The following is a 24150-nucleotide window of genomic DNA, read 5'->3' as shown; positions in this document are numbered from 1 at the left end:
CAAATTTAGTGTGCTGATATGGCTCAGTTGGTAGAGCGCACCCTTGGTAAGGGTGAGGTCCCCAGTTCGACTCTGGGTATCAGCACCAGTTATAGCGGTTAATAGTTCGGCACTTAGAAAAGAATTTGCCTGGCGGCACTAGCGCGGTGGTCCCACCTGACCCCATGCCGAACTCAGAAGTGAAACGCCGTAGCGCCGATGGTAGTGTGGGGTCTCCCCATGCGAGAGTAGGGAACTGCCAGGCATCAAATAAAGCAAAAGGCCCAGTCAAAAGACTGGGCCTTTTGCTTTTCTACTGCAACATCACACATGACAGTAGTACTCCAGTCATTTACTTCTTCGCCAGCAACCTTTTGAGCATGACGAAACGCTTAATGCACCACAGAACGTGAGAGTGGTGATCAAGGCGTTCTTCCAGACATCAAGCACACTAAATCAGAAGTGAAACGCCGTAGCGCCGATAATAGTGCGGGGACTGTGGGGTACGACAAGCACATGGGATGTAAATAACCACCTGTATAGAAGGCGGCATTGTTTGGTGCGTCCAGGCATCCTTAAAAGGCGCGCTCAGCCAGTTCGGTGAGATTTATAGCCAAAAGAATAGGGTCAGAACCAAACTTTTTGATAAGCATACCTTCAGGACGTATTTTTGCGTCGGCAATAAAAAAGGCCACCCGCATGAGTGGCCTGTAATAAATCGTATAGAGATCAATGAATAACCTGCGACAAAAACGCGCGGGTACGTTCTGATTTTGGGTTCGCAAAGAACTCTTCCGGCGGTGCTTGCTCAACGATTTCACCCCGATCCATAAAGATCACGCGATCGGCAACGGTGCGCGCAAAACCCATTTCATGGGTGACGCACAACATCGTCATGCCGGACTGCGCCAGCCCAATCATGGTATCCAGCACCTCTTTTACCATCTCCGGATCCAGCGCTGAAGTGGGCTCATCAAACAGCATGATTTTAGGTTTCATACATAATGAACGGGCGATCGCTACACGTTGCTGCTGGCCACCGGAAATCTGCCCCGGAAACTTATGCGCATGCTCGGCAATGCGCACACGCTCAAGATAATGCATTGCCAGCGCCTCGGCCTCTTTCTTGGGCATCTTACGCACCCAAATCGGGGCTAGCGTACAGTTTTGCAACACGGTCAGATGTGGGAATAAATTAAAGTGCTGGAACACCATTCCCACTTCCTGGCGGATTTTTTCGATATTGCGGATATCTTCATTTAACTCAATGCCATCAACGACAATACGCCCTTGTTGATGCTCTTCCAGATGGTTAATACAGCGGATCGTGGTCGACTTCCCGGATCCGGATGGGCCACAAAGCACAATGCGTTCGCCCTGTTTCACATTGAGATTAATATCTTTCAGTACATGGAACTGCCCGTACCACTTATTCACATTTTCGAGCGTAATCATCGCGTCGCCAGATTGCATAGTTGTATTACTCATGGGGATCCTCAGTGCGGTGTACGCCCGGTGTTAAAGCGCTTCTCCAGATGCTGACTGTAGCGCGACATGCTAAAACAGAAAATCCAGTAAACTAAAGCAGCAAAAACATATCCTTCGGTGGACATCCCAAGCCATGCCGGATCGACCGTAGCTTGTTGTACGCTGCTGAACAGATCAAACAGGCCGATGATGATCACCAGGCTCGTATCTTTGAACAGGGCAATAATGGTATTCACAAGCCCCGGGATCACCAGCTTCAGCGCTTGCGGTAGAATCACCAGCCCCTGTGTTTTCCAGTATCCCAGCGCCAGAGACTCCGCCGCTTCATATTGCCCCTTCGGAAGAGCCTGCAAACCGCCACGCACCACTTCCGCCACATAAGCGGACTGGAACAAGATTACGCCGACCAGCGCACGGATCAGCTTATCGATACTGGTGCCTTCCGACATGAATAGCGGCAGCATCACCGAGGACATAAACAGCACGGTGATTAATGGAACGCCACGCCAGAACTCAATGAAAATGACCGATAACACGCGAACCACCGGCATTTTCGAACGACGTCCCAGCGCCAGCAAAATCCCCAGTGGCAGTGCGCCAGCAATACCAACAGAGGCGATGATCAATGTCAGTGTCAAACCGCCCCACTGGCGGGTTTCAACGCGCTCCAGCCCAAGAAAACCGCCAAAAATCAGCCACCACACGACAAGCGGATAGATAACCGCCCAGCAGGCGATATAACGCCCGCGTCGCGGCAACGCCTTCCAGAACATCGGTGCGATAGAGAGCAGACCAACGAGCAGCGCCACATTAATACGCCAGCGTTGATCATGCGGGTAGAGGCCATACATAAACTGGCCAAAACGCTCGTGGATAAACACCCAGCACGCGCCTGCTTTCGTACAATCGGCACGCGTTGAACCAAGCCAGTTCGCCTGAAACAGTGCCCAATCCAGTAAAGGGGGAATCAACTCCCACATTAACCACAGGCACAGAAGTGTCAGCAGCGAGTTTGACCAACTGGAGAACAAGTTTTTTCGTACCCACAACATCGCGCCATTGCTTCCTGCGGGTGTCTGGCGCGTGGAGGGAGACAGAATTGCTTTTGTCATCAAAGTTCCTTAGCGCTCAATCAGGGCAATGCGGCGGTTATAGATGTTCATCAGCAACGAAATTGACAGGCTGATTAGCAAGTAAACCGACATGGTTATAGCGATAGTTTCAATCGCCTGGCCGGTCTGATTCAGCACCGTACCAGCAAATAGCGACACCATATCCGGATAGCCAATTGCCGCCGCCAGGGATGAGTTTTTGGCGATATTCAGATACTGGCTGGTCAATGGAGGAATAATCACGCGCAGCGCTTGCGGAATGATCACCTGACGCAATGTCACTGGATGAGGCAAGCCGAGAGAACGCGCGGCTTCGTGCTGTCCATGCGGCACAGACTGGATACCTGAGCGAATAATCTCAGCGATAAACGTGGAGGTATAGACCGACAGTGCAATGGTGAGTGCGGCGAGTTCTGGAATCAACACCATACCGCCCTGGAAGTTGAAACCGCGCAGTTGCGGAACGTCCCAGTGCAGTGCGGCGCCAAACACCCAGTGCGCCACTAGCGGCAGCACAATAATCAACCCCAGTGCGACAGGCCATGTCCGACGTAGTTGCCCGGTTTTGATTTGATGGGTTTTATTAAAGCGAAACAAGCCGATGGAGATAACCCCCGCTACGACTATCGCACCCACGAACGCCAATACGCCCTCGCCCATTTGCGGGGAGGGGATATACAAACCTCGGTTGCTCAGAAACACCAGTTCCATCGCGTTGACCGCCTGGCGCGGGCCGGGCAGGTTACGCAGCACCGCGAAGTACCAGAAAAAGATCTGCAATAGCGGCGGGATATTACGGAACGTTTCGATATAAATGGTCGATAACTTCCGCAGTAGCCAGTTTTCCGACAAGCGCGCGAGCCCAAGGAAAAAACCGAGAAATGAGGCGAACACAATACACAGCGCTGAAACCAGCAGCGTATTAAGCAAGCCCACAAGGAATACACGTCCGTAGGTATCACCTTGTTCATAATCAATAAGATGCTGAACAATGCCGAAACCGGCGGCGCGATCCAGAAAGGCAAAACCGGAGGTAATTCCGCGGTTATTCAGGTTAGTAACGGTGTTGTGTATCAAATAAATTGCGATAACGACCACAGCGACAATCGCAATGATTTGAAACAGCCAGGCACGAACCGCAGGATTAGAAAGGGAGATAGCGCCTTTCACGGTTGGGCGGCGATGGGACATAGGAAAAACCTCAGTAACCATGACTCTGGGCTGGGCGCCACGCAAGCGTAGCGCCCGTTACAGCACTTACGTATTAGCGCACTGGCGGAGCGTATTGAATACCGCCGTTATTCCAGAGGTTGTTCTGGCCGCGTTTGATTTTCAGCGGGCTTTCAGAACCAACGTTACGTTCAAAGACTTCTGAATAGTTACCGACTTTCTTAATGATGTTGTAGGCCCACTTGTTATCCAGCTTCAGATCTTTACCGAAGTCGCCTTCTTTACCTAACAGATGCGCCATGTCCGGCGTTGCTGGGTTAGCGGCTTTCTCGTCAACGTTTTTCGAGCTAACGCCCATCTCTTCTGCGTTGAGCATGGCGAACAGTGTCCAGCGAACAATCGCGAACCAGTCGTCATCGCCACGGCGAACAACTGGCCCCAGCGGCTCTTTGGAGATGACTTCCGGCAACACGATCCACTCTGCCGGGTTGCTCAGTTTGATGCGTAACGCATACAGCTGAGACTGGTCAGAAGCCAGCGTGTCGCAACGGCCTGATTCCAGTGCTTTCGCGGATTCATCGGAACGGTCGAAGGTCACCGGTGTATATTTCATTTTGTTGGATTTAAAGTAATCCGCCACGTTCAGCTCGGTATCAGTACCTGCCTGAATACAAACGGTTGCTCCGTCCAGCTCTTTAGCGCTTTTCAGGCCGGCTTTGTTGTGGGTCAGGAAGCCGATACCGTCGTAATAGGTTACGCCAGTGAATGACAGGCCCATACCGCCATCGCGGGAAGAGGTCCAGGTGGTATTACGGGAGAGCATATCCACTTCGCCAGATTGCAGTGCGGTGAAACGCTCTTTAGCAGTCAGCGGAGTATATTTAACTTTCGTGTCGTCACCGAATACGGCGGCGGCAACGCCGCGGCAAACGTCCACGTCGATACCGGTGAATTTACCGCTCGCGTCCGCGTAGGAAAAGCCAGGCAGACCGTCGCTGATACCGCATTGTACAAAACCTTTCTTTTTAACGGCATCCAGCGTTGCGCCCGCATGTGCCTGATTTGCGACAGCAAACAGTACACCGGCAGCGGCCAGGCTGGCGATCATCATCTTTTTCATAATGCATCCTGTGTGGCGAAAATTTATCGTTATATAAGGCGTTCGGGAAACGCCTGAACCTGTCTGTGGCGATGGCCATACTCTTTAAAGCAAAGGTAGTGCCAATTTTGCGCATGGCGTTATTTGGCTACCGCAGGCGCAATATTGAGAGTGTAGACAGGAAAAAATAAAACCATTGCCCCGTAGTGGTGCAAAAATACAACCTGCGCCACAAAACAGAGCAAAAAAGGAGTGCCGTTTAGAGGGTATTAACAGACAAGTTTCCTGCGTGAATATAAGCAATATATTGATCGGTATCGCTTTGTGAAATGGGTCACGCAAAAATAGATAAAAAGAGGAAAGAGTGAAAAACAGTCAGCTCAGATGAAAAGAAGTGCGTACTTATTTTTTTATTTTTGCCTGCTCATGGGGCTGAAAATTTACTTATGCAAAATGACCTGCACCTAAATAAAGCAAAAGCGCGGTGAACCGCGCTTTTTATAACTATTTGGTCAGCGCAACGATACCGAGCGTCAAACCGGCAATCGCTGCTGCACCGCCAGCAATTGCTCCGGCTGTTTCCCAGTTATCCTGAGTTGTGCCTTTCATACAGGTATTGGTATGTACCAGACGACCTTGATCATCATACACCGGTACACAAGGAGAATCGTGAGCACAGCCTGCCAGGAATGTCGCGAGTAATGCCACGGAAATGAATTTTTTCATAATATTACCTCGGAATAATCACGATTCCCGATATCAATAATAGCGATACCTGTCCAGAATCGATAAGTCATATTTTACCATTCGCCCGTGCAAATTCCCCGGTGCAATAATCTCAAATTATGTTCTTTGTAAAAAAAATGGAGATAAAACCGCTTCGCAAGTTAAATAATGCAGAAAAAATGAAGGGGGGAATAAAAAATATTTTACCATGCGTAAGCTATTGATAACGTAACGATGTCTCATAGCGTTATTTTTTATAAGAATAATCTAATTTCCGGTATGCGTAAAACAAAAACGCCCGCAGGCGCTTTATTTAACTCAATCCGGTTTCAGGCAAATGTTTCGGGTGGAGGAAGCTCATTTCCATAAGCACTAATAGATTCAGGGCTCACCGGTTTGCCTAATAAATATCCTTGAAGCGTATTGCAGCCCATTTCGGTGAGCAGTTTTTGTTGCTCTTCCGTTTCCACACCTTCCGCGACGACTTTTAAACTCAGCGTCCTGGCTAACGCCACAATGGCGGAGACGATGGTGGCATCTTCGCCCTCCCGGCTTAACTCACGAACAAACGCCCGATCGATTTTTAATTCACAGGCCGGAAGCCGTTTCAGATACAACAGGCTGGAGTAGCCTGTACCAAAATCATCAATTGAGGCTTGAACACCCGCGTTTGTCAGTTCCGTCAACACGCGCACACTCTCATCCGGGTTGCTCATTGCGGTGGTTTCGGTTACTTCCAGGATTAACTTTTGCGGCGGCACGTCATGCTTTTTCAGCGCCTCCATAATCGTTTGGACCAGCGTACTCTGTTCAAACTGGAGGGTTGAGAGATTCACCGCAACTGACCAGTCAAGGTACCCCATTTTGCGCCATTCGCTGAGCTGACGGCAGGCTTCATCCACTACCCAGTTACCTAGCGGCACGATCAGGCCGGTTTTCTCCGCCAGCGGCAAAAAAACGTCCGGTGTGAGCACGCTCTGATAGGGATGATGCCAGCGCAGCAGCGCCTCAAAGCCGATAACCGGCCCCGCAGGTGCTTTAAATTTGGGCTGATAAACCAGCCGGAACTGCTGGCGTTCAAGCGCAATCCACAGATCGTTGAGTAACTGCAGTTGTGTTTGCGCCAGCGTATTCATTGACGGCTGAAAGAAGTGGTAACCGTTACGGCCCATATGTTTGGTGTGATACATCGCCGCATCAGCATTGAACATCAGTTCCCGCTCGTTCTTGCCATCGTGCGGATAAAGCGCAATACCGACGCTCAGCGTCACCATCACGTCATAGGGATCGATATTGAAGGGTTTATCAATCACGCGTACCAACGAACTGGCAAGCGTTGCCGCTTCATCTGGTGCGCTGACTTCCGCCAGTAAAACAAACTCGTCACCACCAATGCGCGCCAGCGTATATTGCCCTTTTAATTTTTGCGTCAGGCGATCGGTCACCGCGACCAGCAATTTATCGCCGACATCGTGACCCCAGGCATCGTTGACGGTTTTGAAACCATCAAGATCCATAAACATCAGTGCGAAGAATGAGCCTTCGCGTTTGGCTTTGTTGAGGGCCTGTTCAAGGCGGTCTTCCAGCAACACACGGTTAGGCAGACGCGTTAAGGTATCGTGCAATGCCAGCCGCGCCAGTTCGCGGTTAGCCGCCGCCAGTGAAGTCGCCAACAGCGAGGTACGCGCTTGCAGACGCGCATCGAACATCGACACCAGCAGCGTAATGCCCAGCACTGAGAAGGCCATCATGCCGACCAGTACCGCCAGCCAGTTATTGTTAAAACCGTTATGACCTATGGCATGTTGGTGAGGGATTTGAGCCGCCATCATGCCGGTGTAATGCATACCAGCAATAGCGATGCCCATTAGAATCGCCGCACCAAAACGCATCAGCGCAACATGGGCAGCTTCATGACGTAAATGGAAGGTGAGCCACAGTGCGGCGAAGGAGGCAACCAGTGCTATCACTAAAGAAAGCGCGACCCAATTCAGATTCCAGATGATCGCCGGGGAAACCTGAAGCGCCACCATGCCTGTGTAGTGCATCGCCGCAATCCCCAATCCCATGACCATTGCGCCAGGGATCAGGCGACGCAGATGCAGATGCGGGGCGCTCACCAGCCATAGCGCGAATAACGATGAACCGATCGCGATAACCATGGAGAGGGCGGTAAGCAACGGTTCGTAGCGCATGCTCATTGACATGTTCATTGCCAACATGCCGATAAAGTGCATCGCCCAGATGCCTATCCCCATCGCTACGCCGCCGCCGCTGAGCCAAACCCATGATGCGCCCCCGCTGCTGGTGGAAACACGGCCTGCCATATTCAGGGCGGTATAAGAGGCCAAAATGGCTACGATAAAAGAAACAACAACAAGGATATAGTCGTATTGGCTATCCAGCATGGTGTCATCAACTCATTCACTAAGGGCGTTACGCATGACTACGATCGGACTGGCGAAAAGGGCTGAGACATTAGCATCGTACGGAGATGGCTCAAAATGATTTAAATCCCTGCGTTAATCAGGGTGATGGCTGCACTTTCGCGAATTTTCGCTACAAGCAATCACTTACAGATTATTGCAGTTAACCAGTTTGAGCGGATTTACGGAGTTCATATTGCGGCACTTATCGATCTCGGTGGTCATATACTCAACCCAGTACATGATTAAGCTATCCAGCATGAGGATCGACAGGGCGAAAGCCACCAGCCACCAATATTTGCGAATCATTCCGTATCTCCCTTTCTTGCAACCATTTGTTGAAATATACACGAGTCCGCAACCCCGGAATGACAGGGAAAGCGGGGTTTTTAGCGCTATTTCAGGCAATAAAAAAGGCGCTTTCCCATGCCGGTTAGCGCCTTTTTATCAATACAACTCACTGATTAAAAATCAGTTCATGCCGTATTTTTTCAGTTTTTTACGCAGCGTACCGCGGTTGATGCCCATCATCAGCGCCGCGCGGGTCTGATTACCACGGGTGTATTGCATCACCATGTCCAACAGTGGCTGTTCTACTTCAGCCAGTACCAGCTCATACAGGTCATTAACATCCTGACCATTCAGTTGAGCAAAATAGTTCTTCAGTGCCTGTTTTACCGAGTCACGGAGCGGTTTTTGGGTTACCTGATCCTGAGAGTTAACGGTAGAAACGGTCAGTACGTCAGAATTTACGCGTTGTTCGAACATAGTTCTGTCAGCTCTTTATTTCTGTTTACGCAAAATTTTCGAAGTATGCCTCCAACGCCTCCAGCTGTTCGCTGGCGTTCTCAATGGCGTTGAATGTGCGCCGAAACTGGTCATTCGGAGCGTGCTCCTGGAGATACCAGGAGACGTGTTTACGTGCGATTCGGTAACCTTTCGCCTGACCGTAAAAGTCATGCAGTTCCCGAACATGCGCGCAAAGCAAGCGCTTAACCTCTGCCAAAGGCAGCGGGGCCAGCAGCTCCCCAGTGTCCAGATAATGCTGGATTTCCCGGAAGATCCAGGGTCTTCCCTGAGCTGCGCGGCCTATCATCAGGGCATCCGCCCCTGTATAGTCGAGCACAGCTCTGGCTTTTAGCGGGTCAGTAATGTCGCCATTCGCGATAACCGGAATGGAAACTTTCTGCTTAACTGCCCGAATACTGTCGTACTCAGCATCTCCGTTGAACAAACAGGCGCGGGTGCGTCCATGAATGGTCAGAGCCTGGATACCACACTCTTCAGCCAGTTGGGCAATTTCTACGCAGTTACGGTGTTCTGGAGCCCAACCCGTGCGAATCTTCAGAGTGACAGGAACATCCACTGCATTAACTACCGAGGTCAGGATCGACTTCACCAGATCCGGGTATTGCAGCAGGGCGGAACCTGCAAGCTTGCGATTCACTTTTTTAGCCGGGCAACCCATATTGATATCAATAATCTGGGCGCCGCTTTCCACGTTAATACGTGCGGCTTCCGCCATTTCATCCGGGTCGCTGCCCGCAATTTGCACGGTGCGAATACCGGGTTCATCAATGTGCACCATCCGCAATCGGGACTTGTCGCTTTCCCACACTTGTGGGTTAGAAGACATCATCTCGGATACGGTTAAACCGGCTCCCATCTCGTAACACAACGTCCGGAATGGTCTGTCAGTAATGCCAGCCATGGGCGCTGCGATCAGGCGATTTCTGAGCTGGTGGTGTCCGATGCGCATGAGTTAAGAAATGACCATACTGTGACTGCAAGGCGGCGTATATTACGCATTTTTCGCACGAGATGAAAGGCCAAACTTTGAGCAATCCTCTGTTGTAGATCAAGGAATAGCCAGTCCACCGGGGCAATAAACGTATTAAATCATATTTTTCATAGGGTTATGCAAAAGATAAAAATTTCACATAACGCATAAATTCGCACAAGTTATCGTTTTTTCACGGGTGATAAGCGGCTGAACTGCTGTTTTTTCAGACAAAAATGACGATTTTTGCGAAGCTGTTCGCAATTTTCTCATCGGCATTTTGGCTGCTTTTTTCGACAGTTCAGCGCGCTGGCTCCGCGAAACGTGGTCCGCAGACCACGTTCCGTTTTACCTTTTCTGTCCCGTAATACGGCACCACTCTTCTTTCTCGACCACCGGATCAAGAGTAAAGAGCTCTGTATAGGCTTCGCACACGCTATCTGCCTGGCTGGCAAGGATCCCAGAGAGTCCCAGCAAACCGCCCTCAACGGGCAATACGCTGATTAACGGCGCCAGTTCACGCAACGGGCCAGCCAGAATATTGGCGACCACCACATCGGCTTTCATGGCTTCTGGCTGGTCTTTCGGCAGGTACAACTCAAGACGCTCGGAAACGCCGTTGCGCTCGGCATTATCGCGGCTGGCCTGAATAGCTTGCGGATCGATATCAATACCGATCGCTTTTGCGGCACCCAGTTTCAGAGCGGCGATCGCAAGGATCCCGGAGCCGCAGCCAAAGTCGATCACTGTTTTGCCGACGAGATCCAGACCATCGAGCCATTGCAGGCACAAAGAAGTGGTTGGGTGGGTACCGGTGCCAAATGCCAGACCCGGATCGAGCATCACATTCACCGCATTAACGTCCGGAACGTCGCGCCAGCTCGGACAGATCCACAGGCGCTCGCCAAAGCGCATTGGGTGGAAGTTATCCATCCATTCGCGCTCCCAGTCTTTATCTTCCAGTTGCTCGATTTTGTGGGCGAAACCTTCGCCAAGTAGCGGGTGCAAAGCGAGCTGGGCAACGACGTCTGCCATCTCGGTTTCCGCGTCGAACAGGCCGATAACGTCGGTATCGCCCCACAGGCGGGTTTCACCCGGCAGGGGTTCAAACACGGGCGTGTCGTGGGTATCCTGGAAAGTAATGGACACCGCGCCCGCTTCCATCAGAGCATCGCTCAGATCTTCCGCATTCGCGCCGGTGGTGTTCAGTTTCAGTTGGATCCAAGGCATGGCGTAACTCTTTATTCATTAACAGAAATGGTCGGAGCCTGCGGCGCGGGTTGACCGAAACGGTTCCCGACGACAAAGGCCAGCAAACTTAACAGCAGTGAGGGCACAATCGGATGGAAGCCCAGATACTGAATATTAAAGGTGGCGAGTACGGCATACAGCGCACCGCCAACAATCATGGCGCTGAGCGCGCCGGTGGAATTAGCGCGATCCCAATAGAGACCCAACACCAATGGCCACAGGAATACCGCCTCAAGCCCGCCAAACGCCAACAAGTTCAGCCAGATGATCATCTCTGGCGGGCGCCATGCCGCCAGCATCATCAAAATGCCGAGTACCAGTGTTGTCACGGTGGAAATACGTTTTAAGCGTGGCTCATGACGAATTTTAGTCGGCTGCGCGCTTAACCACAGATCTTTGATAATCGTCGCGGAAGCCTGCAACAGATGCGCATTGACGTTGGACATGATGGCGGCCATCGGTGCTGCGAGGAACAACCCTGCGGCCCACGGCGGCAACACTTCGACCATCAGCGTGGGAATAACCTGATCCGGCACCGACAGATTCGGCAGCACAGCACGACCCAGCGCGCCCGCCAGGTGCATTCCCAGCATCAACAGCGCGATGACGATGGTGCCGATAATGATCCCACGGTGCACCGATTTGCTGTCTTTATACGAAATACAGCGCACGGCGGTGTGCGGCAGACCGATAACGCCAAAACACACCAGCACCCAAAACGAGGTCATGAACGCCGGGGAGAGAATATCGCTCGCGCCGTGCGGACTAACCAGTTTCGGATCGATATGCTGCAAAGTATCGACGGCGTTATGTAAACCGCCCGCAGCATGGATCACGCCGACCAGCAACACCAGCGTACCGATCAGCATCACCATGCCTTGCATGGTGTCGTTCAACACACTGGCGCGAAAACCGCCAAACGCAGTATACAGCGCAATGGTTACGCCGAAGATCAGCAGACCCGATTCGTATTTGATACCGGCCGCTGTCTCCAGCAGACGTGCGCCACCGATAAACTGCACGGCAATCGCACCGACAAATGCCACCAGCAGGCTGACGCTGGCAATCCATACCACCGCGCGGCTTTGATAGCGCGCCATCAGCATGTCGTTGAGCGTAATCGCATTGTAGCGACGCGCCAGAATCGCGAATTTCTTGCCGAGAATGCCCAGCGATAGCCAAATAGTGGGAACCTGGATCATTGCCAGCAGTACCCAGCCAAGACCGAATTTGTACGCGGCTCCCGGCCCGCCAATAAACGAACTGGCGCTGACATACGTTGCGGTCAGCGTCATGGCCAGCACAAATCCGCCCATCGAACGGCTGCCGAGGAAGTACTCGCTCAGGAACGTACCGCTGCTACGCTGGCGCATTGCATAGTAAGAGAGGCCGAAGACGACGATCAGATAGATTATCAGCACGGCGATAATTTCAGTTTGCATCGTTATCCTCCAGAGAGATATCGCGGAAGATAAAACGCACCATCGCCCAGCAAAGTAAAACAAACACCAGCGGCGTGAGCAGACAGGCTAATTCAAACCAACGCGGCAGGCCGGTGAAACCCTGCTCTGTACCCGGTAGGTAAGCGCACACTAACCAGGCGGCAAGATAAAGAAGGGTCAGCCACAGCGCCCAGCGGGCTTCTTTGTGAGCCTGAACAAAGCGGTTGTCCATTTTTGTCCCTTGTAAATGAAGAAAGCGGGGATTGTACCCTATGGGCAAGTTGAGGGGAGAGAAAAACAAAAAAGGCCGGAAGATCCGGCCTTTTGCGCTGATTGCAGATTATTTTTCCTGCAAACCGAGTTTTTTCTCCAGATAGTGGATGTTGGTGCCACCATGCTGGAAATTCTCGTCGCTCATAATACGCATCTGCAGGTCAACGTTGGTTTTGATACCGTCGATAATCAGCTCCTGCAACGCATTCTTCATGCGTGCAATCGCCACATCGCGGCTCTCGCCGTAGCAGATAAGCTTGCCAATCATTGAATCGTAATACGGCGGTACGGTGTAACCGGCATAAATATGCGATTCCCAGCGCACACCAAACCCACCAGGGGCATGGAAGCGGGTGATTTTGCCCGGGCTCGGCAGGAAGGTATTCGGGTCTTCGGCGTTAATACGGCATTCCACCGCATGGCCTTTCACCACAACTTCTTCTTGCTTAATGGACAGCGGCTGACCGGCTGCAATACGCAACTGCTCTTTGATCAGGTCAACGCCGGTAATCATTTCGGTAACCGGGTGTTCAACCTGAATACGGGTGTTCATCTCAATGAAGTAGAACTCGCCGTTTTCGAACAGGAACTCAAACGTACCGGCTCCGCGATAGCCGATATCGACACAGGCTTTCGCACAACGCTCGCCGATGTAGCGACGCAGTTCCGGGGTGATGCCCGGTGCCGGTGCTTCTTCGACCACTTTCTGGTGGCGGCGCTGCATGGAGCAGTCGCGCTCTGCCAGATAGATAGCGTTGCCCTGACCATCGGCCAGCACCTGGATCTCGACGTGGCGAGGATTTTCCAGGTATTTTTCCATGTACACCATGTCGTTGCTGAAAGCGGCTTTCGCTTCCGCACGCGTCATGCTGATGGACTGCGCCAGGTCGGCGTCTTTGCGCACAACGCGCATACCGCGACCGCCGCCGCCGCCGGAGGCTTTGATGATAACCGGGTAACCGATGCGTTTAGCATGGGCGCGGTTTGCATCCATATCGTCGCCCAGCGGGCCGTCTGAACCTGGTACGGTCGGTACGCCAGCTTTCTTCATGGCGGTGATCGCAGACACTTTGTCACCCATCAGGCGGATGGTGTCAGCTTTCGGGCCGATAAAGATAAAGCCAGAGCGCTCAACCTGTTCAGCAAAGTTGGCATTCTCAGAGAGGAAGCCGTAACCCGGGTGAATCGCCACTGCGCCGGTGATTTCGGCTGCGGAGATAATCGCCGGGATATTCAGATAGCTTTTTACTGATGGCGCAGGACCGATACACACCGTCTCGTCTGCCAGCAGTACGTGTTTTAAATCGCGATCCGCAGTGGAGTGCACAGCGACAGTCTTGATGCCCAGTTCTTTACAGGCACGAAGAATACGCAGTGCAATCTCGCCGCGGTTGGCGATAACAATTTTATCCAGCATGTGCGCCTCGTTTACTCGATGACGACCAGCGGCTCGTCAAATTCAACCGGTTGGCCACTTTCCACCAGAATGGCTTTCACCACGCCTGATTTATCGGCTTCGATCTGGTTCATCATTTTCATGGCTTCAACGATGCACAGGGTATCGCCCACGTTGACTTTCTGGCCGATTTCGATAAACGCTTTTGCGTCCGGGCTCGGGGTGCGATAGAAGGTTCCGACCATCGGGGAACGTACGATGTGGCCACTGATTTCCGCTGCGGCTGCAGGGGCTTCCGGCGCTGCGGCAGGTGCGACAGCGTTAGACAGGGCTGGCTGCTGTTGCATCATCGGCGCAGCATATTGCTGCATAACCGGGAAGCCAGCATTCGGCGCGCTGCGGCTGATGCGCACAGACTCTTCGCCTTCAGAAATTTCCAGTTCGGAGATGCCTGATTCTTCAACCAGCTCGATCAGTTTCTTAATCTTACGAATATCCATGAGTGGGTTCCGTACTCTTGTTTAGTGTGATTGTGACAGGCGTTTTACTGCCGTCTGTAAAGCGTATGAATAACCTTCCGCACCCAGCCCGCAAATAACGCCCTCGGCGATATCTGACAGATACGAGTGGTGACGGAATGGCTCCCGCGCATGCACGTTGGTCAGGTGGATCTCGATAAACGGGATACCGACAGCCAACAGTGCGTCGCGGATAGCAACACTGGTGTGCGTAAACGCGGCCGGATTGATCAGGATGAAGTCCATAATGTCTTTAGCCTGATGAATACGGTCGATGATTGCGTACTCCGCGTTTGACTGAAAATGCGCCAGTTCCACATCAAGCGATGTCGCTTCGGCACTCAAACCGTTAACAATCTCGCTGAGCGTAAGCGTGCCGTACTTATCCGGCTCACGGGTGCCAAGCAGGTTTAGGTTCGGTCCGTTCAAAACCAATATGTGGAACTTGCCAGCCATTGTGCAGCTATCTCCTGCGATTCTCGGGTAAAAAACAAAATATACCTTCAATTCGCTATTGTCACCTTTTCAGAGGCTAAAAACCCCTGTCAGGAAAACCAAAGTCGCACATTATAACGATTTCGTAGCAATTGGCAGCTAAATACTGGTCTTATCAGGGAAGATTATCAACTGCCGCCCGGAATCTGGCGGCGAATGATAGTAGATCTGCGGAGAACTGCACACAATAAGCGTGTTAACGCCACCATTGGCGAAACTTCTTATAACGCCACGCTAACAGCGCAATCGCGGCGGCAGCATAGAGGATCGGCTGCGGTGACAAGATTTTTACCGACCAAAGGTAGTGAATCGGCGCGAGGATCGCCACCAGATAGACGAAATTATGTAATTGTTGCCAGCGTTTGCCCAATTTCCGCTGCGCCCATTGCGTTGAGGTCAACGCTAATGCCAGCAAAATCAGCCAACTTGCGGCTCCCAGCGTTAAATAAGGGCGCGTTATCAACTCTTGCCCTAATAATGAAAGATTATTAATGCCAAGCTCCAGTAAGGTGTAGCTGGTCAGATGCAGTGTCGCCCAGGCAAAGCACCACAGCCCCAGTAAGCGCCGGGTTCTGATTAATAGCGGTTGTTTCGCGTAGCGTGCGAGCGGTGCGACCAGCAAACTGGCGAGCAGGAATTTTAGCGCCATTCTGCCCGTAAAATGCTGGATGTCTTTCGCCGGATCGGCGCTGAAATAGCCCTGGTTCGCCGCCCAGAAAAGCCAAAGTAAAGGCAGCAGACCCGCCAGATGCAATGCGACTTTTAACCACGTCACTTGTTTTGCTGTTAAGCGCACTCAGAAATTCTCCCGCAGATCTAACCCGTGATAAAGCGAAGCCACTTCTTCAGCGTAGCCATTAAACAGCAGCGTTGGCTGACGTTTTACATCCAGCGCGCCGCCTGATCCAATAAAACGTTCCGTCGCTTGTGACCAGCGCGGGTGATCAACATGCGGGTTCACATTGGCGTAGAAGCCATATTCATCGGGTGCGGCAAGATTCCAGGTGGTTGGTGGTCGTTTACTGGTTAACTTGATACTGACAATTGATTTGATGCCTTTAAAACCATATTTCCACGGCACTGTCAGGCGGATCGGCGCGCCGTTTTGCGGTGGTAGCGCTTTGCCATACACACCGACAGTAAGCAGCGTAAGCGGGTGCATCGCTTCATCTATACGTAGCGCTTCAACATACGGGTATTTGAGGCCACCACCGATAAATCGGTCTTTTTGCCCCGGCATCTGATCCGGTGCGTAAAGGGTCTGGAACGCGACATATTTGGCGTTGCTGGTGGGTTCAACTAACGCCAGCAGTTTATGCAGCGGGAATCCGATCCACGGCACCACCATCGACCAGGCCTCAACGCAGCGCATGCGGTAGATTCGTTCTTCCAGCGGGAAACGCGAGGTCAGCGCCGCGTGGTCGAGCATTAACGGTTTTGCCACTTCACCATCAATGGTCAATGTCCAGGGATCGGTTTTCATTCCTCCGGCGTTGGCGGCAGGATCGGCTTTATCGAGGCCAAATTCATAGAAGTTGTTATAACCGGTGACTTTCTCTTCCGGCGTCAGCGGGAGAGAGGATTTCCACTGTGCAGGTTGCGTAAAATCGAGTGGTTTTCCTGATGACGCTTTTGGCCGGTCATGGCCTTTAAACCAGTCCAATAAATCGGCCTGCGCGTCGGGTGCCAGGGTCAGTGCTGTGGCGCTAATTCCCAGCATTTTCAGCACCTGGCGGCGCTGTAACATAAAAACGGATTCCGCAGTGACATCGGCTTCGGTTAGTTTTTTCTTCATCACATCCTCCGTTAGTTTCTCGTCAAGCATGGTGTAAGCGCAGCGTGAGCGCGAGCCCGAGTGTGTTACCAAACATTGTAAATAGTCAGGTTAAGACATTTTTCAGGCTTATTGATTGTTGGCAAAAAATTTCTGAGGGCTATACTCGCTGATATGAAACGCGGTGCCAGTTTTTCCCTGCCGACTGCAAGCTATCCCGGGACGCGGGTAGACATCAAAGTTAGTACTTACTTCAATGACATTACCCTGAGCGGTATCGTTTCGTTCTTTATACAAGCGGAGTTAACACAAGGATGCGATTAACGACGAAATTTTCAGCTTTTGTGACGCTACTGACAGGGCTGGCGTTTTTCGTCACTCTGATTGGGTGTTCACTGAGCTTCTATAACGCGATTCAAAACAAGGTTGCCAATCGTGTCGAAGCGGTGGCGGCGATTGTCGATACGCGTTTGATCTCAACGCCGGTTTCCCGGCTGTTGCCGCAGCTCGATGAACTGATGGTGCCGGTAGATATTATCGCGATTGAGATTAAGCAAGGCCGGCGCACGGTACTCAGTTACACGCATAGCGGAAGTTATCGCCCGGCGGGCAGCAACTATCAATATCGGGAGTTGCATATTCCCTCCCTGAAAAATCCCGGCTTCACGTTCACGCTGATTTACCAGGATCCGATGGCGAACTATTTTCGCTCGTTGTCGAACACTGCGCCGCTGACGGTGGCGATTGGTTTTATGATTGTGATCCTCTTTCTCTCTGTTCGCTGGCTACGGCGACAGCTTTCCGGGCAGGAACTGCTGGAGACACGCGCGACGCGGATCCTCAACGGTGAGCGCGGGCCGCAGGTTCGTGGCAGCATTTATGAATGGCCATCACGTACCAGCAGTGCGCTGGATGTGCTACTGACCGACATTCAGTTCGCCAGCGATCAGCGTAGCCGCATGGATACGCTGATTCGTTCTTACGCGGCGCAGGACACGCGAACTGGCCTGAATAACCGCCTGTTTTTTGATAACCAGCTCGCCACGCTGCTGGAAGATCAGGAAAAAGTGGGTTCGCACGGCGTGGTGATGATGATCCGTTTGCCGGATTTTGATCTGCTGCGAGATAGCGGCGGAACCACCACCGAAGAGTATCTCTTTACGCTCATTAACCTGCTTTCTACCTTTATTATGCGTTATCCCGGCGCGTTACTGGCGCGCTACCATCGCAGCGACTTTGCCGTACTGCTGCCGCATCGCACCTTAAAGGAAGCGGAAAGCATTGCCGGGCTGATCCTGAAAGCGGTGGAAGGGTTACCGCCCAATAAAACGCTGACACGCGAAGATATTATGCATATTGGTATTTGCGCCTGGCGCAGTGGTCAGCCTGGTGTGCAAGTGATGGAACATGCTGAGGCCGCAGCGCGCAACGCGGTGTTACAGGGCGGAAACAGTTGGTCAGTTTATGACGACACATTGCCGGAACAAGGGCGTGGAAATGTGCGCTGGCGAACGCTGATTGAACAGATGCTGAGTCGCGGCGGGCCGCGCGTTTATCAGAAACCGGCAATTAACCGTGACGGGCACGTTCACCACCGCGAGCTGATGTGCCGCATTTTCGATGGCGAACAAGAAGTGATTGCCGAAGAGTATATGCCCATGGTGCAGCAGTTTGGTCTGGCTGAAGAATATGACCGCCTGCAAGTGACGCGCCTGATTCCGTTTATGGGTTTTTGGCCGGAAGAAAACCTGGCCATGCAAATAACAGTGGAATCATTGATCCGCCCCCGTTTTCAACGCTGGCTACGCGATATATTAATGCAGTGCGAAAAATCTCAACGTAAACGGATTATTTTTGAACTTGCTGAGGCGGATGTTTGTCAACATATCAGCCGGTTACAGTCGGTGGTGCGTTTAATCAACGCATTAGGCGCGCGCATAGCGGTAAATCAGGCGGGTCTGACGTTGGTGAGCACCAGTTGGATTAAAGCATTGGATGTTGAGTTATTAAAGCTGCATCCGGGGCTGGTCAGGAACATTGAAAAGCGCACCGAAAACCAGCTTCTGGTGCAGAGCCTCGTGGAAGCGTGCAAAGGCACGCGAACGCGAGTTTTCGCGACCGGTGTTCGCTCTCGTGGCGAATGGCAGACGCTGGTGGAACGGGGTGTTGTGGGTGGGCAGGGCGATTTCATCGCGGCTTCCCAACCGCTCGATACCAATGTGAAAAAATATTCACAAAGATACTCGGTTTGAACTGCTGTTTGAGTCGTTTTCACGTAGAATAATGCGCGCTGCCATGTTTGGGGGTGTGCGTGCCTGCCCGCCGGATTATCGCAGTGAACAAAGCCGGTTTGTCCTTATGAAAAACTGCAAACGCAACAGACTGGAAAATGAGTTCTTTTCACTTCCTGGTGGATTCATGTCGTTTTGCAACAAAGGAAACAAACTGCACTAATTTTCACCGTAGCAGATGATTCTTATGCCTTGTCGCTGCTACGTGTGGTTGGTAAAGTAAGCGGATTTTGTTTCCGCCCCAGCTTTCAGGATTATCCCTTAGTATGTTGAAAAAATTTCGTGGCATGTTTTCCAATGACCTGTCCATTGACCTGGGTACCGCGAATACCCTGATTTATGTAAAAGGACAAGGCATCGTACTGAATGAGCCTTCCGTGGTGGCCATTCGCCAGGATCGTGCCGGTTCACCGAAAAGTGTAGCCGCAGTCGGTCATGAAGCGAAACAGATGCTTGGCCGTACGCCGGGCAATATCGCTGCTATCCGCCCGATGAAAGACGGCGTAATTGCCGATTTCTTCGTGACCGAAAAAATGCTTCAGCACTTTATCAAACAAGTGCACAGCAACAGCTTTATGCGTCCGAGCCCGCGCGTTCTGGTTTGTGTGCCGGTTGGCGCAACTCAGGTTGAACGCCGTGCTATTCGTGAATCCGCGCAGGGCGCTGGTGCTCGTGAAGTGTTCCTGATTGAAGAGCCGATGGCGGCCGCAATCGGCGCTGGCTTACCGGTTTCTGAAGCGACCGGTTCAATGGTGGTGGATATCGGTGGTGGTACCACTGAAGTTGCCGTTATCTCCCTGAATGGCGTGGTTTACTCCTCTTCTGTTCGTATCGGCGGTGACCGCTTCGATGAAGCAATCATTAATTATGTTCGCCGTAACTACGGCTCACTGATTGGTGAAGCGACCGCAGAACGTATCAAACACGAAATTGGCTCTGCTTACCCGGGCGATGAAGTGCGTGAAATCGAAGTGCGTGGCCGTAACCTGGCTGAAGGTGTTCCGCGTGGCTTCACGCTGAATTCCAACGAAATTCTGGAAGCGCTGCAGGAACCGCTGACTGGCATCGTTAGCGCAGTTATGGTTGCGCTGGAACAGTGCCCGCCGGAACTGGCTTCTGATATCTCCGAGCGCGGTATGGTGTTGACCGGTGGTGGCGCGCTGCTGCGCAACCTAGACCGCCTGTTGATGGAAGAAACGGGTATTCCAGTTGTAGTTGCAGAAGATCCACTGACTTGCGTAGCGCGTGGCGGCGGCAAGGCGCTGGAAATGATCGACATGCACGGCGGCGACTTGTTCAGCGAAGAATAGTCCGCGTCAGATGCGAAGCGTATTGTCGCTTCGCATCTGTCTGGCCTGAGAATACGCAAAGCCTATGAAGCCAATTTTTAGCCGTGGCCCGTCACTGCAGATTCGCCTTTTTCTGGCGGTTTTGGTGGCGCTCGGAGTCATTATTGCCGACAGCCGCCTCGGTACGTTCAGCCAAATCAGAACGTACATGGATACTGCCGTCAGTCCTTTCTATTTTATTTCCAATGGTCCCCGCGAATTATTAGATAACGTTTCCCAAACGTTGGCGTCGCGTGACCAGCTTGAGCTTGAAAACCGGGCATTACGTCAGGAGCTGTTACTGAAAAACAGCGAGCTGTTGATGTTAGGACAGTACAAGCAGGAGAACGCTCGCCTGCGTGAACTGCTGGGCTCGCCGCTGCGTCAGGATGAGCAGAAAATGGTAACTCAGGTTATCTCGACGGTTAACGATCCTTACAGCGACCAGGTGGTTATCGACAAAGGTAGCGCGAACGGCGTGTATGAAGGCCAGCCGGTGATCAGCGATAAAGGCGTTGTCGGCCAGGTTGTTGCGGTGGCGAAACTGACCAGCCGCGTACTGCTGATTTGCGATGCCACACACGCGCTGCCGATTCAGGTGCTGCGTAACGATATCCGCGTGATTGCTGCCGGTAACGGCTGCACAGACGATCTGCAACTCGAACATTTACCGGCGAATACGGATATTCGCGTTGGTGATGTGTTGGTGACGTCAGGTCTGGGCGGGCGTTTCCCGGAAGGGTACCCGGTTGCAGTGGTTTCGTCGGTTAAGCTCGATACGCAGCGTGCCTACACCGTGATTCAGGCGCGCCCAACCGCAGGCCTGCAACGTTTGCGTTATCTGCTGCTGCTGTGGGGCGCGGATCGTAACGGCACTAACCCAAGAACACCGGAAGATGTGCATCGTGTGGCGAACGAACGTCTGCTGCAAATGATGCCGCAGGTGCTTCCTTCTCCTGATGCGATGGGGCCGCCTGCGCCAATGCCCGCTCCGGCGACTGGCATTACGCAGCCGCCGCCGCAAGTCTCTCCGGGAGGGCAATAGTGGCGAGTTATCGTAGCCAGGGGCGCTGGGTTATCTGGCTCTCGTTTTTAATTGCACTGTTGCTTCAAATCATGCCCTGGCCGGATGACATCATTGTCTACCGGCCAAACTGGGTATTGCTCATTTTGCTTTACTGGATCCTCGCGCTGCCGCACCGCGTAAATGTTGGCACGGGTTTCGCGATGGGTGCCATACTGGATCTGATTAGCGGATCCACCCTCGGTGTACGCGCGCTTTCGTTAAGTATTGTCGCCTATCTGGTCGCACTGAAATTTCAGCTGTTCCGTAATCTGGCGCTCTGGCAACAAGCGCTGGTGGTGATGCTGTTGTCGCTGGCGACAGAAGTCATTGTCTTCTGGGCGGAGTTTCTGGTGATTAACGTTTCGTTTAAGCCAGAAATTTTCTGGAGCAGCCTGGTCAATGGGGTGCTCTGGCCGTGGCTTTTCTTGTTAATGCGTAAGATCCGCCAGCAGTTTGCGGTGCAATAAGGCGTTTATGATTGATATCTGGCTTGCTTCCGGTTCTCCTCGTCGCCAGGAGTTGCTCACACAACTGGGCGTCACTTTCGCGCGTATTGTTCCGGGGATTGAGGAACAACGCCAGGCACAGGAGAGCGCCCGCCAGTATGTGTTGCGGCTGGCGCGAGAAAAAGCGCAGGCCGGCGTGGCGATGGCTTCCAGCGATCTGCCAGTGCTGGGGGCGGACACGATCGTCATATTTAATGGTGAAGTGCTTGAAAAACCAAAAGACTCCTCGCATGCTGCCAGTATGTTGCGCCTGCTTTCCGGGCAAACACATCAGGTGATGACGGCGGTCGCGTTGGCAGATAGCCAGCATTTGCTCGATTGTCTGGTGGAAACCGAAGTGACTTTCAGAGTGCTATCGGAAAAGGATATCGCTGATTACGTCGCCAGCGGGGAACCGCTGGATAAAGCAGGTGCTTATGGCATTCAGGGGCTGGGTGGCTGTTTCGTGAGAAAAATAAACGGTAGTTATCATGCCGTTGTGGGTTTACCACTGGTGGAAACTTGGGAATTGCTGAGCAACTTTAATGCACTGCGCGAGGGAAAAGATAATCATGACGGCTGAATTGTTGGTCAACGTTACTCCATCGGAAACACGCGTCGCTTATATTGATGGCGGCATTCTGCAGGAAATTCACATCGAGCGCGAAGCTCGGCGCGGGATAGTAGGCAATATCTACAAAGGTCGGGTCAGCCGGGTTTTGCCGGGCATGCAGGCGGCTTTTGTAGATATTGGTCTGGAAAAGGCGGCGTTCCTTCACGCCTCCGACATTATGCCGCACACCGAATGTGTCGCCGGGGAAGAGCAGAAAAACTTCACCGTGCGCGACATCTCCGAGCTTGTCCGTCAGGGGCAGGATTTAATGGTGCAAGTGGTAAAAGATCCGCTGGGTACTAAAGGCGCGCGCCTGACAACGGATATCACTCTGCCATCCCGTTACCTGGTCTTTATGCCAGGCGCTTCTCATGTTGGTGTTTCCCAGAGAATTGAGAGCGAAGCCGAGCGTGAGCGTCTTAAACAGGTCGTTGCGGCGTACTGTGACGAGCAGGGCGGTTTTATCATTCGCACTGCGGCAGAGGGCGTGTGCGAAGAGGATCTCGCTTCCGATGCGGCGTACCTCAAGCGCGTCTGGACCAAGGTGATGGAGCGTAAAAAACGCCAACAAAGCCGCTGCAAACTTTACGGCGAGTTGGCGCTGGCGCAGCGTGTGCTGCGTGATTTCGCCGATGCCCATCTGGATCGTATCCGTGTGGACTCGCGTCTGACTTTTGAAGCGCTGCTGGAGTTCACTGCGGAATACATTCCTGAAATGACCAGCAAGCTCGAACACTACAATGGTCGCCAGCCGATTTTCGATCTTTACGATGTCGAGAACGAGATCCAGCGCGCGCTGGAACGCAAAGTGGAGCTGAAGTCCGGCGGCTATCTGATCATCGATCAAACTGAAGCGATGACCACCGTTGATATCAACACCGGTGCGTTTGTCGGCCACCGCAATCTCGACGACACTATTTTCAACACCAACATCGAAGCTACGCAGGCCATTGCCCGCCAGCTGCGCTTACGCAATTTGGGCGGCATTATCATCATCGATTTTATCGATATGAGTAATGACGATCATCGCCGTCGCGTACTGCACTCGCTTGAGCAGGCGCTGAGTAAAGATCGGGTCAAGACCAGCATTAATGGTTTCTCACAGCTTGGTCTGGTGGAGATGACGCGCAAACGTACGCGCGAAAGTGTAGAACATGTCCTCTGTAATGAATGCCCCACCTGTCATGGCCGTGGCACCGTTAAAACGGTGGAAACCGTGTGTTATGAAATCATGCGCGAGATCGTTCGCGTGCATCATGCTTACGATTCCGATCGTTTCCTGGTTTACGCTTCCCCGGCGGTGGCGGAAGCCCTGAAAAGTGAAGAGTCGCACGCGCTGGCGGAGGTGGAAATCTTCGTTGGCAAGCAGGTAAAAGTGCAAATCGAGCCGCTCTATAATCAAGAGCAGTTTGACGTAGTAATGATGTAATTCGCAGCG

23 protein-coding genes, 1 tRNA gene and 1 rRNA gene are annotated in these 24150 nt (G+C 52.4%); 8 read left to right on the top strand and 17 right to left on the bottom strand.

Annotated features, from left to right (window positions below; all coding sequences use genetic code 11):
- Nucleotides 1–12 precede the first annotated feature (12 nt).
- Together E0L21_RS06735 and rrf are read left to right on the top strand one after the other, a co-directional pair.
- Nucleotides 13–88, top strand: a tRNA-Thr gene (locus tag E0L21_RS06735).
- Between the two features lie 40 nt (nucleotides 89–128).
- Nucleotides 129–244 (top strand): 5S ribosomal RNA (gene rrf / locus E0L21_RS06730).
- A 464-nt stretch (nucleotides 245–708) separates the two neighbouring features.
- Here the strand turns inward: rrf and E0L21_RS06725 are convergent.
- From E0L21_RS06725 to msrP, 17 genes are all read right to left on the bottom strand, one after another.
- Entirely contained in the window at nucleotides 709–1467 is a 759-nt protein-coding gene (locus E0L21_RS06725; RefSeq protein WP_044489506.1) for an amino acid ABC transporter ATP-binding protein, read from the bottom strand.
- A gap of 8 nt (nucleotides 1468–1475) precedes the next feature.
- A complete protein-coding gene (locus E0L21_RS06720; RefSeq protein WP_131407886.1) occupies nucleotides 1476–2579 on the bottom strand; it encodes an amino acid ABC transporter permease in 1104 nt (367 codons plus the stop codon).
- 9 nt (nucleotides 2580–2588) lie between these two features.
- The gene (locus E0L21_RS06715; protein WP_131407884.1) at nucleotides 2589–3770 is read right to left on the bottom strand and encodes an amino acid ABC transporter permease; all 1182 of its coding nucleotides are present in this window, start codon (nucleotides 3768–3770) and stop codon (nucleotides 2589–2591) included.
- A gap of 73 nt (nucleotides 3771–3843) precedes the next feature.
- Entirely contained in the window at nucleotides 3844–4869 is a 1026-nt protein-coding gene (locus tag E0L21_RS06710; protein ID WP_131407882.1) for an amino acid ABC transporter substrate-binding protein, read from the bottom strand.
- A 483-nt stretch (nucleotides 4870–5352) separates the two neighbouring features.
- Nucleotides 5353–5574: a lipoprotein gene (locus E0L21_RS06705; protein ID WP_017457276.1), complete on the bottom strand. Its 222-nt coding sequence runs from the start codon at nucleotides 5572–5574 to the stop codon at nucleotides 5353–5355.
- 329 nt (nucleotides 5575–5903) lie between these two features.
- Entirely contained in the window at nucleotides 5904–7982 is a 2079-nt protein-coding gene (locus E0L21_RS06700; protein ID WP_131407880.1) for a putative bifunctional diguanylate cyclase/phosphodiesterase, read from the bottom strand.
- A gap of 165 nt (nucleotides 7983–8147) precedes the next feature.
- A complete protein-coding gene (locus tag E0L21_RS06695) occupies nucleotides 8148–8309 on the bottom strand; it encodes a DUF2556 family protein (RefSeq protein WP_020455476.1) in 162 nt (53 codons plus the stop codon).
- 162 nt (nucleotides 8310–8471) lie between these two features.
- Entirely contained in the window at nucleotides 8472–8768 is a 297-nt protein-coding gene (fis, locus tag E0L21_RS06690; protein ID WP_000462905.1) for a DNA-binding transcriptional regulator Fis, read from the bottom strand.
- Between the two features lie 25 nt (nucleotides 8769–8793).
- Complete coding sequence (gene dusB / locus E0L21_RS06685) at nucleotides 8794–9759, bottom strand: tRNA dihydrouridine synthase DusB (RefSeq protein WP_044489505.1); 966 nt, start codon at nucleotides 9757–9759, stop codon at nucleotides 8794–8796.
- A 369-nt stretch (nucleotides 9760–10128) separates the two neighbouring features.
- A complete protein-coding gene (gene prmA, locus E0L21_RS06680) occupies nucleotides 10129–11010 on the bottom strand; it encodes a 50S ribosomal protein L11 methyltransferase (RefSeq protein WP_131407878.1) in 882 nt (293 codons plus the stop codon).
- Nucleotides 11011–11021: 11 nt separating this feature from the next.
- Complete coding sequence (gene panF, locus E0L21_RS06675) at nucleotides 11022–12473, bottom strand: sodium/pantothenate symporter (protein ID WP_131407875.1); 1452 nt, start codon at nucleotides 12471–12473, stop codon at nucleotides 11022–11024.
- Nucleotides 12463–12705, bottom strand: a complete 243-nt coding sequence (locus tag E0L21_RS06670) for a YhdT family protein (protein ID WP_017457282.1) — start codon at nucleotides 12703–12705, stop codon at nucleotides 12463–12465. The genes panF and E0L21_RS06670 overlap by 11 nt, the downstream gene beginning before the upstream one ends.
- 108 nt (nucleotides 12706–12813) lie before the next feature.
- Entirely contained in the window at nucleotides 12814–14163 is a 1350-nt protein-coding gene (gene accC / locus E0L21_RS06665) for an acetyl-CoA carboxylase biotin carboxylase subunit (protein ID WP_131407873.1), read from the bottom strand.
- Nucleotides 14164–14174: 11 nt separating this feature from the next.
- Nucleotides 14175–14642: an acetyl-CoA carboxylase biotin carboxyl carrier protein gene (gene accB, locus E0L21_RS06660; RefSeq protein ID WP_131407871.1), complete on the bottom strand. Its 468-nt coding sequence runs from the start codon at nucleotides 14640–14642 to the stop codon at nucleotides 14175–14177.
- A gap of 21 nt (nucleotides 14643–14663) precedes the next feature.
- Nucleotides 14664–15116 carry a type II 3-dehydroquinate dehydratase gene (gene aroQ / locus E0L21_RS06655; protein WP_131407869.1) on the bottom strand — a complete coding sequence of 151 codons (453 nt, stop codon included), beginning with the start codon at nucleotides 15114–15116 and terminating at the stop codon, nucleotides 14664–14666.
- 235 nt (nucleotides 15117–15351) lie between these two features.
- Nucleotides 15352–15951, bottom strand: a complete 600-nt coding sequence (msrQ, locus tag E0L21_RS06650) for a protein-methionine-sulfoxide reductase heme-binding subunit MsrQ (protein WP_131407867.1) — start codon at nucleotides 15949–15951, stop codon at nucleotides 15352–15354.
- Nucleotides 15952–16953 carry a protein-methionine-sulfoxide reductase catalytic subunit MsrP gene (gene msrP / locus E0L21_RS06645; RefSeq protein WP_131407865.1) on the bottom strand — a complete coding sequence of 334 codons (1002 nt, stop codon included), beginning with the start codon at nucleotides 16951–16953 and terminating at the stop codon, nucleotides 15952–15954.
- 290 nt (nucleotides 16954–17243) lie between these two features.
- Between msrP and csrD the strand changes: the two genes are divergently transcribed.
- The 6 genes from csrD to rng all read left to right on the top strand — a co-directional run bounded on the left by csrD (nucleotide 17244) and on the right by rng (nucleotide 24141).
- The gene (csrD, locus tag E0L21_RS06640; protein ID WP_131407863.1) at nucleotides 17244–19181 is read left to right on the top strand and encodes an RNase E specificity factor CsrD; all 1938 of its coding nucleotides are present in this window, start codon (nucleotides 17244–17246) and stop codon (nucleotides 19179–19181) included.
- Nucleotides 19182–19486: 305 nt separating this feature from the next.
- Nucleotides 19487–20530 carry a rod shape-determining protein MreB gene (mreB, locus tag E0L21_RS06635; protein WP_006818047.1) on the top strand — a complete coding sequence of 348 codons (1044 nt, stop codon included), beginning with the start codon at nucleotides 19487–19489 and terminating at the stop codon, nucleotides 20528–20530.
- 64 nt (nucleotides 20531–20594) lie between these two features.
- Nucleotides 20595–21593, top strand: a complete 999-nt coding sequence (mreC, locus tag E0L21_RS06630) for a rod shape-determining protein MreC (protein WP_131407861.1) — start codon at nucleotides 20595–20597, stop codon at nucleotides 21591–21593.
- A complete protein-coding gene (gene mreD / locus E0L21_RS06625) occupies nucleotides 21593–22081 on the top strand; it encodes a rod shape-determining protein MreD (protein ID WP_020455466.1) in 489 nt (162 codons plus the stop codon). The genes mreC and mreD overlap by 1 nt, the downstream gene beginning before the upstream one ends.
- Nucleotides 22082–22088: 7 nt before the next feature.
- A complete protein-coding gene (locus tag E0L21_RS06620; protein WP_131407859.1) occupies nucleotides 22089–22682 on the top strand; it encodes a Maf family protein in 594 nt (197 codons plus the stop codon).
- Entirely contained in the window at nucleotides 22672–24141 is a 1470-nt protein-coding gene (gene rng / locus E0L21_RS06615) for a ribonuclease G (RefSeq protein ID WP_131407857.1), read from the top strand. The genes E0L21_RS06620 and rng overlap by 11 nt, the downstream gene beginning before the upstream one ends.
- Nucleotides 24142–24150: the final 9 nt, after the last annotated feature.

The sequence above is a fragment of the Kosakonia quasisacchari genome, assembly GCF_004331415.1.
In the GTDB taxonomy this organism is placed as follows: Bacteria; Pseudomonadota; Gammaproteobacteria; order Enterobacterales; family Enterobacteriaceae; genus Kosakonia; species Kosakonia quasisacchari.
Note: the sequence above shows the minus strand (reverse complement) of the source record. Positions and strands in the feature narration are given on the sequence as shown.

Bases quoted from the DNA above. Each gene is read 5' to 3' on its own strand.
- rng (WP_131407857.1), top strand. From the start codon at position 22,672: ATGACGGCTGAATTGTTGGTCAACGTTACTCCATCGGAAACACGCGTC.
- accB (WP_131407871.1), bottom strand. From the start codon at position 14,642: ATGGATATTCGTAAGATTAAGAAACTGATCGAGCTGGTTGAAGAATCA.
- E0L21_RS06725 (WP_044489506.1), bottom strand. From the start codon at position 1,467: ATGAGTAATACAACTATGCAATCTGGCGACGCGATGATTACGCTCGAA.
- prmA (WP_131407878.1), bottom strand. From the start codon at position 11,010: ATGCCTTGGATCCAACTGAAACTGAACACCACCGGCGCGAATGCGGAA.
- panF (WP_131407875.1), bottom strand. From the start codon at position 12,473: ATGCAAACTGAAATTATCGCCGTGCTGATAATCTATCTGATCGTCGTC.
- E0L21_RS06720 (WP_131407886.1), bottom strand. From the start codon at position 2,579: ATGACAAAAGCAATTCTGTCTCCCTCCACGCGCCAGACACCCGCAGGA.
- E0L21_RS06695 (WP_020455476.1), bottom strand. From the start codon at position 8,309: ATGATTCGCAAATATTGGTGGCTGGTGGCTTTCGCCCTGTCGATCCTC.
- E0L21_RS06710 (WP_131407882.1), bottom strand. From the start codon at position 4,869: ATGAAAAAGATGATGATCGCCAGCCTGGCCGCTGCCGGTGTACTGTTT.
- E0L21_RS06670 (WP_017457282.1), bottom strand. From the start codon at position 12,705: ATGGACAACCGCTTTGTTCAGGCTCACAAAGAAGCCCGCTGGGCGCTG.
- csrD (WP_131407863.1), top strand. From the start codon at position 17,244: ATGCGATTAACGACGAAATTTTCAGCTTTTGTGACGCTACTGACAGGG.
- dusB (WP_044489505.1), bottom strand. From the start codon at position 9,759: ATGCGCATCGGACACCACCAGCTCAGAAATCGCCTGATCGCAGCGCCC.
- mreB (WP_006818047.1), top strand. From the start codon at position 19,487: ATGTTGAAAAAATTTCGTGGCATGTTTTCCAATGACCTGTCCATTGAC.
- accC (WP_131407873.1), bottom strand. From the start codon at position 14,163: ATGCTGGATAAAATTGTTATCGCCAACCGCGGCGAGATTGCACTGCGT.
- E0L21_RS06705 (WP_017457276.1), bottom strand. From the start codon at position 5,574: ATGAAAAAATTCATTTCCGTGGCATTACTCGCGACATTCCTGGCAGGC.
- E0L21_RS06620 (WP_131407859.1), top strand. From the start codon at position 22,089: ATGATTGATATCTGGCTTGCTTCCGGTTCTCCTCGTCGCCAGGAGTTG.
- fis (WP_000462905.1), bottom strand. From the start codon at position 8,768: ATGTTCGAACAACGCGTAAATTCTGACGTACTGACCGTTTCTACCGTT.
- E0L21_RS06715 (WP_131407884.1), bottom strand. From the start codon at position 3,770: ATGTCCCATCGCCGCCCAACCGTGAAAGGCGCTATCTCCCTTTCTAAT.
- E0L21_RS06700 (WP_131407880.1), bottom strand. From the start codon at position 7,982: ATGCTGGATAGCCAATACGACTATATCCTTGTTGTTGTTTCTTTTATC.
- aroQ (WP_131407869.1), bottom strand. From the start codon at position 15,116: ATGGCTGGCAAGTTCCACATATTGGTTTTGAACGGACCGAACCTAAAC.
- mreC (WP_131407861.1), top strand. From the start codon at position 20,595: ATGAAGCCAATTTTTAGCCGTGGCCCGTCACTGCAGATTCGCCTTTTT.